This is a genomic window from Lacinutrix venerupis (assembly GCF_003663945.1).
Classification (GTDB): Bacteria; Bacteroidota; Bacteroidia; order Flavobacteriales; family Flavobacteriaceae; genus Lacinutrix; species Lacinutrix venerupis.
On the sequence record NZ_RCCH01000002.1, the window covers coordinates 186,260 to 198,723 of the forward strand.

The following is a 12,464-nucleotide window of genomic DNA, read 5'->3' on the forward strand; positions in this document are numbered from 1 at the left end:
TTTTTTTATGAAGAAAATAATATATAATGTTAATTTCTTTAAAACAATATGTATAATAATTGCTAATAAAAAAAATACTAGAATATGTGGAAATTTCACACTAATAATATTAAAATACACAAAAATTATTGTAAGTACAATTGGTGTAATTATAAAATCAAACTTATTTAAAAAAAAGACGATTTTTTTCATATTCGAAAAAGAAAAATTATTGAAAACCATTATAAATTTCACACCCAATGTAACCTAATAGAGCTCCTTCAACATAACCAGTTAATCCTCCCGCTACAGATCCTGCTACAGCTCCAACTGCTCCTGTACCTGGATTCATACCTAATACAGTACCAGTAAAACCACCAGATATAGCTCCTTTAATCATTCCCCATGCTCCACCTAAAACACCTCCAGTTTCTGCAGCTGATTGGCAATCAGCTTCACCAGATTCTCCACTTTCATCACCAGCATCCTCTTTATTTAAATCAATTAAAAATTCATTAGTATAATTTTCAATTATCGCAAACGTAAAACCTAAAGAGCTAAGCTCTGGATGTTTTTCTAAATCTAATTTATAAGATTCAACTAAACTTAGTATACCATATAAATCTTCGTTTACAGCATAAGTGTATAGTTCATGATAATAATGTTTTTCGATATCTGTTAAAGGTAAATTATCTATCTGACCTCGCTCTATTTCTGTATTCATAAAGCCTGGAGAGTATTCAATTGTTACCGTATAACCCAAATACTCTGAAATCATATTGTCTAATTCTATGGAATTCTCATTAAAATAATTAGCTACAATTTCTTCTTTATTTACCCTATTATTCTTAGAGAAATTTAAATTATTAGCATAATTCATTAAATTTAACGAAATATTTGAGGCTAACTTTAAATTCTCATTATAATCTTGTATTGCCTGATTTTGTAGAATATTTTTTGCTGATTTATTTTCAATACTACATGCAAAAAAAGTTAACACAAAAATCATTAAAAAAATTATTTTTTTCATAATCTATATTTTTTATTTGTTTTAAATTACTAAACTAACTTAATGAGTTTAGTCAATTATTCATTGTGCAAAAAAAAAAAAAAAATATATATAAAAAAAATATATAAAATTAAATTACTCTTTACAATTAATTAAAAACATTTTCATAAACTGATAAAGGTTTTTTTATATTTAAAAAATTAAACGCATAATTATTTAATGAAAAATACTTTTTTATACTTTCTATTATTTATTACTTTATTTTCTTTCTCGCAAAACACACAGAATGAAAGCATCACATCTGTTTATAAAAAAAATTCAGAAAACAAACCTGAAACTATTTATACTCATTTAAGTAAATCTAATGTAGTTTTAGGTGAAACATTGTGGTTTCAAACCTACATATATTCTAATAAAAATTCAGAACTTTATAGAAGTAGTAGTAATATTTATTATAACGTTTACAATGAATTTGGTGTTTTAGTCGATCAGAAAGTTTTTTTAGGAAAAGATGGTGTTTCTAATGGACAAATTGAAATAGATAAAGATTACGAACCTGGAATATATTATTTAAAAACCACCACAAACTGGATGCGTAATTTTAACTTAGACCTTTCTGACGTTAAAACATTTGTTGTTAATTCTGAAACAAAAATTAACAAAACAACAGTTACATCTTTACAAATAAAACCCGAAGGAGGAAATTTAATCTACGATACTTTTAATAATCTTGTAATAAATTTTCATTCAGATTTAAAATTAACTAACTCAAATTTAAAGGGAGTTCTGTTTGATAATAATGATAAAACTTTACAAGTTATTAATCTTAACATTGACGGTTATGGTAAATTTAATTTTAAACCCGAAATAGATAAAGATTATATAATTAAGATAATTAATAAAAATAATGAAGTCATATTTTCAAAGCCAATAATTGATATTAAAGAGAAAGGAATAAATATAAAAATTACTGATAAAAAAGATTCTTATAATATTAAGCTAGAAACCAATATAAGCAGTATTAAAGCTTTAAAAGAGAAGACCTACAAACTTTTAATTCATAGAGACGGAAACATAAAAAACATACTTATTGAATTCAACGAAAAATCTTTGCAATACAATGCTTCTCTATTAAAATCTGAAATATTTAGTGGCATAAATATTATAACTATTCTAAATGAAAATAATGACAGAGTATTAGAGCGCATAATTTTTAACACTCACGGCTTAAAGATTGGTAATGTACAGTCTGTAACTACTAATAAAAAAAGAGACTCAACAACAATTACAATTAGCAGTAATAGTAAGGTTCCTAAAAACTTTAGCGTAAGTATTTTACCAAAAGACACTAAAGGCAATAATTTTGAAGATACAATTTTAAATAAAATTTTATTCGATCCATACATTAGCTCGAATACTAATAAGTATAATAAATATATAACTAACATTAATAGAGAATCCCTATACAATATGGACCTTCTTTTAATTTCTGAAAATAATAGCAAACAATCTATTACTTCAATTATTAGAAAAAAGCCAATTATTCGTTATCCTTTTGATACTGGTTTTCAAGTCAAAGGGAAATTAAATAAAACAGAGTACAAACCAGAAAACATTTTAGAATTAATTTCACCTTTAAATGCTGTTCAAATAAAAACAACACCTGACGAAGAGAACTATTTTCAATTTACTAACCTTTACTTAAGTAAGGAATCTAAAATTAATTTTGTTTTAAGAAATAAAAACAAAAAACTTATAAAGGTTTTTCCGTATTACAATTTATATCCAATACCGTATATAGATACTTTAGATGTTTCTAGACTAAAACAGGATATTCAAAAACCTGAAATATTACAAAAAATAAATACAGATAATTTTATTATATCTGCAGATGTAGTTGCGTTAGATACTGTAAATATTGAAAATGTTAAACAAGATAAAAAAGTAGTTAATAATTACTTTAATTCTAGACAACAAGATAGAGTAAATATAGAAAAAGCCTATCCATCTCAATTAGTTATAGATTTTATTAGAGCCGAAGGTTTTGATGTTGCTGAAGCTAATGGTTCTTTTAAGATATTCTCTAATAGAAATATGGGTTTTACAAAATTTGCCACCCAAGTATTTCTAGATAACGCTCCAATAACAAACAGTTTAGAGTTTCTTGCCGGAGTACGAATGAATGAAATAGAAGAAATGTTTATTTCTAAATCTGGTGCAGGATTAGGTGCTGGAGCAGCTGGTGGTTTTATTAGTATTTACAGAAAAAAAGGAATAAACAGTAACATAAACAGAGGATACCATAAAACATTTACAGTTGCTTCTGGTTTTGATATTGAGAAAAAATTTAAAACTCCTTTTTATAATTCTTTACAATCTCAAAAATTTGATCACTACGGAATAATTAATTGGAAACCGCAACTTAAATCTGATAATAAGGATGATATATCTTATAAAATAAAAAACTTAACTTATACAAAAAAAGTAAAAGTGATTGTAAATGGAATTGATGATGATGGTTATTTGTACTACTATACTACTAAAATAGACATTTAACAATCAATTAAACCAAACTGCGTATCGCTTTCTTCTTAACTCCAAAGCTAAAGCTTCTTCCATTTTTAACGCTTCTGCTCTGGTTTTAATTGGCTCGATATGGTTATATAAACTTGGCCTTAAATAAGAGCCGTATTTCTCTACAATACTAGAAGAGAGCTTGTATCCCTTTTTATTTCTATAACCGGTTTTATGTTGCGTAAAACGCTCTTTAGGCGTTTTACTCGTCATACCAACATATAAACATTCTAAAACTCCATTAAACTGTGGGTTTGCTGCTCTAAATTTTGCGTTTTCTGTAAACACACGTTTGGATAGTTCTATAACGTAGATTCTATATGGCATACTGTTTTTTAAAACTGAATTATATTTTCTTTGAGAGTTCAAGACTAATATATAATAAAAAAAGCCTTGTCTGAAATGGACAAGGCTAAATTATTTTATGAAATTGATGATAATTAGATAATTAACATTGCATCTCCATAACTGTAGAATTTGTACTTTTCTTTTACAGCTTCTTCGTAAGCACGTTTTACAAAATCGTGTCCTGCAAAGGCAGAAGTCATCATCATTAATGTAGATTTTGGTGTATGGAAGTTAGTAATCATAGCATTTGCTATACTAAAATCGTAAGGTGGAAAAATAAATTTATTAGTCCAACCATCTATTTCATTTAATGTTTGGTTAGAAGATACTGCACTTTCTACAGCACGCATTGCAGTTGTACCTACAGCACAAATACGTCGTCTGTTTTTTAATGCTTTATTAATAGTTTCTACTGTTTCTGGTCCAATAGTAACTTCTTCACTATCCATTTTGTGTTTAGATAAATCCTCTACTTCTACCGAGTTAAAAGTACCTAAACCAACATGTAATGTTACCTCAGCAAAATCTACTCCTTTAATTTCTAAACGCTTTAATAAATGCTTAGAAAAGTGCATACCTGCAGTTGGTGCAGCTACTGCTCCTTCATTTTTTGCAAAAATAGTTTGGTAACGCTCTTCGTCTTCTGGCTCTACATCTCTTTTAATGTATTTTGGTAAAGGTGTTTCGCCTAAAGAGGTTAATTTTTTACGAAACTCTGCGTAAGATCCATCGTAAAGGAAACGTAGTGTTCTTCCTCTAGATGTTGTATTATCAATTACTTCGGCAACTAAACTTTCGTCATCACCAAAATATAATTTATTTCCAATTCTAATTTTACGTGCCGGATCTACTAAAACATCCCAAAGGCGTTGCTCTTCGTTTAACTCACGTAATAAAAAGACTTCAATTCTAGCTCCAGTTTTTTCTTTATTACCAAATAAACGCGCAGGAAAAACCTTTGTATTATTTAAAATCATGACATCGTCTTCATCAAAATAATCAATAATGTCTTTAAACTGTCTGTGTTCTATAGTTTGATCTTTTCTATTTAAGACCATTAAACGAGACTCGTCTCTGTTTTCTGCTGGATATTCTGCCAATAACTCCTCTGGTAATTCAAAGTCAAAGTGAGATAATTTCATTTTCATGCTTATCGTGTTTTAGTTTAGAAAGTTGCAAAGATACAATCTCAAGATAGGCGTTGTCAAGTAAATGAGCGATTATTATTTAATTATTTACATTAAATTGAATTCCTAACTGCTTTAAATCGTCCCAAAATGTTGGGTAAGATTTTGAAACTACCATATAATCTTCAATTTCTAAATTGGTTTTTAAAGCCAAAGGAGCAAATGCCATTGCCATTCTATGGTCGTTATAGGTTGCTACTTTAACATCTTCTTTAATTACTTTAGATTTTTTAAGATGTAAACTTTTGTCTGTAATATTTACTTCTCCACCAAATTTTTCTATTTCGGTTTTTAGTGCTTCTAACCTATCGGTTTCTTTAATTTTTAGCGTGTGTAAACCTGTTAAATTGCATTCTAAACCTAAAGCAAAAGTCGAAACAGCAATTGTTTGCGCTATATCTGGTGAGTTTGCTAAATCAAAATTTATTGAATGCTGCACGTCTACAAGTTTTGTTTTTTCAATTAGAACTGAATGTTCTTTAAATGTAGTTGTAACTCCAAAACTTTTATAAATATTTGATAATACTGAATCGCCTTGCAGGCTATTTTTTTTGTAAGCAGAAATTTCTACAACCGTTCCAACCTTAGACAAGGCTATAATACTATAAAAATAAGATGCCGAAGACCAGTCTGACTCTACAGTTAAAGTTTTAGGTTCTACTTTTTCTTGTAATGGTTTTACTGTAATAACATTGTCTACAAACTCAGTTTTTATGTCTAATTGATTCAACAAACCTAAAGTCATGATAATATAAGGGACAGATGTTATTTTACCTTTTAAAGTTAATTCTAATCCGTTTTCAAGTTTTGAAGCAATAAGTAATAATGCCGAAATGTATTGACTACTTACATTTGCATCTAAAGATACTTTATATTTTATTATCTTTTTACCTTTAATTAAAAGTGGCGGATAACCTTCGTTTTCTTGATATTGAATTTCTGCACCTAATTGATTTAAAGCGTCTACCAAAATTTTAATTGGTCGCTCTTTCATGCGCTTAGATCCAGTAATTATTGTCTCTCTGCCTTCACGAGTAGCAAAAAATGCAGTAAGAAAACGCATTGCAGTACCTGCGTGATGAATATCTATTACTTGCTCTGTAGATGCTAAAGCTTTAGACATTAATTGAGAATCGTCACTGTTAGATATATTTTCTATTTTAATTTCTGGATATAATGCTTGCAGTAACAGCAATCTATTAGATTCGCTTTTTGAACCTGTTATTGCTATTGCCATGTTATTTTTAACTGAAGATTTGTGGAGTTTTATATTCATATCCAAACTAATAAATACTTGCTTTTGCAAGTTTGTAAAAATTATTTGAGTTTTTTATTGTTATGATGACGATCGTGATCTCGCTTAGTTTTTAAATCTAATTTTTTATCGAAAGCTTCTTGTAGATCTATTCCTGTTTGATTTGCCAAGCATAATACAACAAACATAACATCGGCTAATTCCTCGCCTAAATCTTTGCTTTTATCACTTTCTTTTTCACTTTGCTCTCCATAACGCCTAGCTATAATTCTAGCTACTTCTCCAACTTCTTCTGTAAGTTGCGCCATGTTTGTAAGCTCATTAAAATAGCGAACACCATGGTTTTTAATCCAATTATCTACTTCTAGTTGTGCGTTTTTAATGTCCATATTTACTCTTTATTTTTAGAATCTATTATAATTGTAACTGGACCATCGTTTAGTAATTCTACTTTCATATCTGCTCCAAATTTTCCAGTTTGTATAGGTTTTTTTAAAACAGATTCTAATGTAGTATTAAAAGCGTTATACATAGGAATAGCAACTTCTGGTCGTGCTGCTTTAATATAACTTGGTCTGTTTCCTTTTTTAGTGCTTGCTTGTAAAGTAAATTGACTAACAACTATTGCCTCTCCATCTATTTGTAATAGCGACTTATTCATTATGCCATTTTCGTCTTCAAATATGCGAATATTAGCTATTTTATTTGTTAACCAATTAATGTCTTCTTGAGTGTCTTCTGCAACAATACCTAATAATATTAGCAATCCACTACCTATTGAAGCTACTTTTTCGCCTTCAACTGTTACACTTGCCTTACTTACTCTTTGTATTACAATTTTCATGTTTGCTCTTTTTCTAACCTATAAAATTTTATAAACTGTAAAAAAACTATCTATACTATTCTTTATCCCAAATATCTGTTCTATAATGTTGCTCGTCCCCTTCTATAATTTGTACATAACTTCTATATCGTGATGCTGCAATTTCGTCTTTTTCTAAAGCTTCTTTTACTGCACATTTGGGTTCTTCAATGTGTAAACAATTATTAAATTTACAATCTTGACTAAGCTCAAAAAACTCTGGAAAATAATCGCTTATTTCTTCTTTTTCCATATCTACTACACCAAAACCTTTAATTCCTGGTGTGTCTATAATTTTAGCATTAAAACTTAAGTCGAACATTTCTGCAAATGTTGTAGTGTGCTGTCCTTGTGAGTGCTGCGTAGATATAGATTTTGTTTTTAAATCTAAACTTGGTTCTATAGCATTAACCAAGGTAGATTTGCCTACTCCAGAATGTCCTGTAAACATACTTACATTGCCTTCCATTAAAGCTTTTATTTTATCTATATTCTCTCCTGTTTTAGCCGAAATACTAATACAATTATATCCTATATTTTTATAAATATGCTCTAGATATTTAACCTCTAAAATAGTATCGTCGTTGTAAGTGTCTATTTTATTAAAAACTAAAACTGTTTTAACCGAATAAGCTTCTGCCGTAACAAGAAAACGATCTATAAAACTTGTAAATGTTGGTGGATTATCTATAGTAATTAGTAAAAAAACCTGATCTATATTAGAGGCAATTATATGCGTTTGCTTAGATAAGTTTACCGATTTGCGAACAATATAATTTTCTCGATCATGAATGTTATTAATAACACCTGTTTCTTGGTCGCTTTTAGTATCCAGCTCGAAATCTACATAATCGCCAACTGCAATTGGATTTGTACTTTTTATACCTTGTAAACGAAACTTGCCTTTAATACGGCATTCGTAAGTAGTACCGTTTTGGGTTTTAACCGTGTACCAACTTCCTGTAGATTTATATACTAGTCCTGTCATTACTTACAAAGATGCCATTATTAATTAATATTTAAAAGTGATTAACTAATAATGGCATTTATAATTATGCTTTTTAAAAATTATCCTTTAATAATTTTTTCTTGATGATTAATAGATTCTTGATGTACCGCTTTAAATAATTTTAAAACAAATTCTTCGCTTAATCCTTTTTCTTCACCTTGCAGTACCATTTTTCCTAAAATCTCATTCCAACGCTTACTTTGTAAAACTGCAACGTTTTTGTCTTTTTTAAGTTTTCCTATACCATCTGCTACATGCATACGCTTTCCTAATAAATCTATTAATTGATTATCTACAACGTCTATTTGAGCTCTTAGGTTAGCTAACTCACTATTATATTCTGCTTCAGGATCAGTTTGTTTTCTAATTTTTAAATCTTCCATCATTTGCACCAAAGCAGTTGGTGTTACTTGTTGTGCAGCATCACTCCAAGCATTATCTGGGTCGTAGTGTGTTTCAATCATTAATCCATCGAAATTAAGATCTAATGCAGTTTGAGAAACATCAAAAACCATATCTCTTTTTCCTGTTATATGAGATGGATCGTTAATTAATGGTAAGTCTGGAAATTTATTTTGAAATTCTATAGCTATTTGCCATTCTGGAATATTTCTATATTTAGTTTTCTCGTAAGTAGAAAAACCTCTGTGTATTGCTCCTAAATTTTTAATACCTGCAGTATATAATCTTTCTATTCCACCTAACCATAAAGCTAAATCTGGATTTACTGGATTTTTAACTAAAACTATTTTATCTGTTCCGGCTAAAGCATCTGCTAATTCTTGCATAATGAATGGACTTACTGTAGAACGTGCGCCAATCCAAAGTAAATCTACATCATTTTCGATAGCTAATTTAACATGTGCTGCATTTGCAACCTCTGTACATGTTTTCATTCCTGTTTCTGCTTTAACTTTTTTAAGCCAATTTAAGCCTAAAGCGCCAACACCTTCAAAATTTCCTGGACGTGTTCTTGGTTTCCAAATACCAGCTCTAAAATAGCTTACGTCTGTATCTTTTAGCTCGTGAGCGATTTTTAAAACTTGTTCTTCTGTCTCTGCACTACAAGGTCCAGCGATTACTAATGGATGATCTAATTTCATGTCGTCCAACCAGTTTCTCATTTCTTTTTTGTTTTCCATAATCTTTCTCTTTAGGATATACAAGGCTTTAAAACCAAGTTAATTTTTAATTTATTTTATTCCGTTTAATATCTGTTTTATGTAATTTGTGTCCTTCATTTCATTAAAAACACCTTCAAAATCATCGTTTTGCATCATGTTTTTAAATTGAGTTAAATTCTTAATGTAATCTTCTAGAGTTTCAACGACATTAGCTTTATTTTGCTTGAAAATTGGTGTCCACATTGCTGGCGAACTTTTTGCTAATCTAACTGTGCTCTCGAAACCAGAACCTGCCATATCAAAAATATCGCGTTCGTTTTTCTCTTTTTCAATTACTGTTTTACCAAGCATAAATGCACTTATGTGAGATAAATGTGAAACGTAAGCGATATGCTTATCATGAGATTCAGGATTCATATAACGCATACGCATTCCAATTTCTGTAAAAAGGTTTAATGCTCTTTCTTGAAGCTTAAATGCTGTTTTTTCTACTTCGCAAACAATATTTGTTTTATGTTGAAATAAGTTTAATATCGCCGCTTTGGGTCCAGAAAATTCTGTTCCTGCTATAGGATGCATGGCTAAAAAATTTCTTCTTTTAGGATGATTTTCTATAACCTTACATATATCTAATTTGGTAGAACCAACATCTACAACTAAACCAAAGTCTGAAACTTTATCTAATACTTTTGGTAATAATTCTACAGCAGCATCTACTGGAATAGATAAAATAACCAAATCTGCTTTATCTAAATCCTCTATTGCTGCTTTATTATCTATAATATTTAGCTCTAATGCTTCTAATAAATGTTGTTCACTATTATCTATACCATATATAGTGGCTTCTGGTCTTTTTTTCTTTATATCTAAAGCTAAGCTCCCACCTATTAATCCTACTCCTATTATGTATATTTTATTTATCATACTCTTGCTATTGCTTCTTCTAATTCTGCTATTGTTGCGCATAAAGAAAAACGCACGTAGCCTTCTCCTTGACTACCAAAAACGGTTCCTGGTGTTATAAAAATGCTATTTTCTTTTAAAAGTTTATCTATAAATTCTTCAGATTTAAAAAATGGTGGAAGTTTTGCCCAAACAAATAATCCACTAGCGTCTTCATCGAAACTACAATTTAGCTTTGTCGCTAATTGCCATAATAACTTTCGGCGTTTTTCATAAACATTATTTAAACTTACAAACCACATCTTTGAAGAGTTTAATGCCTCTACCGCACCTTTTTGTATGCCATAAAACATACCGGAATCCATATTACTTTTCACCTTTAAAACAGCATTTAATAGCTTGTGATTACCTAATAACATGCCAACTCTCCAACCTGCCATATTAAATGTTTTACTTAAAGAATTTAATTCTAAACACATTTCTTTAGCACCTTCTATACTAAGAATACTTAATGGCTCTTTATTTAAAATAAAGCTGTATGGGTTATCATTTATCAACAAAATATCATGCTTTTTAGCAAATGCTATTAAGGTTTTAAATATTGTTTTGGTGGCTTTTGCACCTGTTGGCATATGCGGATAGTTTAACCACATGATTTTTACCTTACTTAAGTCTTGTTTTTCAAGTTCTTCTATATTTGGACACCAATTGTTTTCTGCATCTAAATTGTAAAATATAGGCTCTGCTTGTAATAATTTTGTAACCGAGGTATATGTTGGGTAACCTGGATTTGGTATTAAAACAGCATCTCCTTGATTTAAAAAAGCCATAGAAATATGCATAATACCTTCTTTACTTCCCATAAGAGGCAATACTTCTGTTGCTGCGCTAACATTTACTTGAAAATGTGTTTTATAAAAGGCTGCTATTGCCTCACGCAACTCTGGTAAACCTTGATAGCTTTGGTATTTATGAGCACTTACCGACTCGAAACTATTAGCTATTGCTGTAATTACTTTTCCTGGTGGTTGTAAATCTGGACTACCAATACCCAAATTAATAATGGGTTTTCCTTGAGATTTAAGAAAATTAACTTTTTTTAATTTCTTAGAAAAGTAGTACTCTTCAACGCTATGTAACCTATTTGCGACTTCCATTATTTTTTTGCGTTTTTATATTCTCCTAAAACTTTAAAATGTGTTGCCATAATTTCCATTATAGATTTTGCTTTTTCAAAGTCGCTATAACTATTAAAAGTTACATCTACAAAAAAAGCATAAAGCCAAGGTGTTTCAATTTTAGGTAAAGATTGTATTTTAGTTAAATTAAGCTTACAATCGCTCATAACGTTAAGTACAGTGGCCAAACTACCACGTTTATGGTCGAGCTCAAATTTTATTGAAGCTTTATTTATCTCATTTTTAGAAATTTCAGAGTTTTCTTTCTTTACTATAACAAAACGTGTTTCGTTATGTTTTATAGTTTGAATCCCTTCTGCTAAAATATTTAGTTTAAAAATTGAAGCTGCTAATTTACTTGCTATAGCTGCGACTCCTTTAAGATTATTTTCCTGTATTCGTTTTGCTACATCTGCTGTATCTTTATCTTCTACCAACTTAATGTGTGGGTAATTTTTAAAAAATGCTTTACACTGTAATAATGCCATTGGATGAGAATAGACCTCTTTTATATCTTCAATGTTTTGATTGGGTAATGCCATTAAATTGTGCTGAATATCTAAATAATGCTCACCTACAATATGAAGATTATGGTTATCTATTAAAGCATAATTTGGTATTATTGATCCAGCAATAGAATTTTCTAAAGCCATAATTGCAACTTCTGTTTTACCTACTAATAAAGCATCTACAGTATCATCAAAAGACAAACACTCGTTAATAGCTGTTTGTGCTCCAAAGTAATCTTGAGACACGATATGGTGAAAAGATCCTTTTATTCCTTGTATGGCTACAGTTTTAATCAAAATTTATTGGTTTTAAACAAAAAAAGTCTCGATATAAATCGAGACTTTTTTAAAAATATATGTTTTCAAAATTACATATAACAAGTCTCGTTCTTTTCGCTAAAAAAGAAATAAAACCAGTTATAATATGTGTTTTTTATTGTTGTCATTATTATATTTCTGCAAATGCAGATAAGTAATTAAAGTGCTAAAGTAAATAATAAAATAACAAATCAAAATACTAACGCATG

General features: G+C 29.3%; 12 protein-coding genes. 1 reads left to right on the plus strand and 11 read right to left on the minus strand.

Annotated features, from left to right (window positions below; translation table 11 throughout):
* Window positions 1-208 precede the first annotated feature (208 nt).
* Window positions 209-1,009: a DUF1269 domain-containing protein gene (locus CLV86_RS03610; RefSeq protein ID WP_121049736.1), complete on the minus strand. Its 801-nt coding sequence runs from the start codon at window positions 1,007-1,009 to the stop codon at window positions 209-211.
* A gap of 198 nt (window positions 1,010-1,207) precedes the next feature.
* Here CLV86_RS03610 and CLV86_RS03615 point away from each other — a divergent pair, with 198 nt between their 5' ends.
* Entirely contained in the window at window positions 1,208-3,544 is a 2,337-nt protein-coding gene (locus CLV86_RS03615; protein ID WP_121049739.1) for a hypothetical protein, read from the plus strand.
* Between the two features lie 3 nt (window positions 3,545-3,547).
* Here CLV86_RS03615 and CLV86_RS03620 read toward each other — a convergent pair whose 3' ends face one another.
* From CLV86_RS03620 to CLV86_RS03665, 10 genes are all read right to left on the minus strand, one after another.
* Window positions 3,548-3,889 carry a ribose-5-phosphate isomerase gene (locus CLV86_RS03620; protein WP_121050240.1) on the minus strand — a complete coding sequence of 114 codons (342 nt, stop codon included), beginning with the start codon at window positions 3,887-3,889 and terminating at the stop codon, window positions 3,548-3,550.
* 113 nt (window positions 3,890-4,002) lie between these two features.
* Window positions 4,003-5,052, minus strand: a complete 1,050-nt coding sequence (gene queA / locus CLV86_RS03625) for a tRNA preQ1(34) S-adenosylmethionine ribosyltransferase-isomerase QueA (RefSeq protein ID WP_121049742.1) — start codon at window positions 5,050-5,052, stop codon at window positions 4,003-4,005.
* 85 nt (window positions 5,053-5,137) lie between these two features.
* Complete coding sequence (locus CLV86_RS03630; protein WP_121049745.1) at window positions 5,138-6,373, minus strand: 3-phosphoshikimate 1-carboxyvinyltransferase; 1,236 nt, start codon at window positions 6,371-6,373, stop codon at window positions 5,138-5,140.
* Between the two features lie 41 nt (window positions 6,374-6,414).
* On the minus strand, window positions 6,415-6,741 hold the full coding sequence (locus CLV86_RS03635; protein WP_121049748.1) for a nucleotide pyrophosphohydrolase: 327 nt from the start codon (window positions 6,739-6,741) through the stop codon (window positions 6,415-6,417).
* 2 nt (window positions 6,742-6,743) lie between these two features.
* On the minus strand, window positions 6,744-7,196 hold the full coding sequence (dtd, locus tag CLV86_RS03640) for a D-aminoacyl-tRNA deacylase (RefSeq protein WP_121049751.1): 453 nt from the start codon (window positions 7,194-7,196) through the stop codon (window positions 6,744-6,746).
* A gap of 55 nt (window positions 7,197-7,251) precedes the next feature.
* Window positions 7,252-8,202, minus strand: coding sequence for a ribosome small subunit-dependent GTPase A (rsgA, locus tag CLV86_RS03645; RefSeq protein WP_121049754.1), 951 nt, complete (start codon window positions 8,200-8,202; stop codon window positions 7,252-7,254).
* A gap of 80 nt (window positions 8,203-8,282) precedes the next feature.
* The gene (locus CLV86_RS03650) at window positions 8,283-9,365 is read right to left on the minus strand and encodes a bifunctional 3-deoxy-7-phosphoheptulonate synthase/chorismate mutase type II (protein ID WP_076733992.1); all 1,083 of its coding nucleotides are present in this window, start codon (window positions 9,363-9,365) and stop codon (window positions 8,283-8,285) included.
* A gap of 51 nt (window positions 9,366-9,416) precedes the next feature.
* Window positions 9,417-10,271, minus strand: coding sequence for a prephenate dehydrogenase (locus CLV86_RS03655; protein WP_211330590.1), 855 nt, complete (start codon window positions 10,269-10,271; stop codon window positions 9,417-9,419).
* Window positions 10,268-11,410: a pyridoxal phosphate-dependent aminotransferase gene (locus CLV86_RS03660; RefSeq protein WP_211330592.1), complete on the minus strand. Its 1,143-nt coding sequence runs from the start codon at window positions 11,408-11,410 to the stop codon at window positions 10,268-10,270. Before CLV86_RS03660 ends, CLV86_RS03655 begins: the two co-directional genes overlap by 4 nt.
* Complete coding sequence (locus CLV86_RS03665; protein WP_121049760.1) at window positions 11,407-12,234, minus strand: prephenate dehydratase; 828 nt, start codon at window positions 12,232-12,234, stop codon at window positions 11,407-11,409. The genes CLV86_RS03660 and CLV86_RS03665 overlap by 4 nt, the downstream gene beginning before the upstream one ends.
* Between the last annotated feature and the right edge of the window lie 230 nt (window positions 12,235-12,464).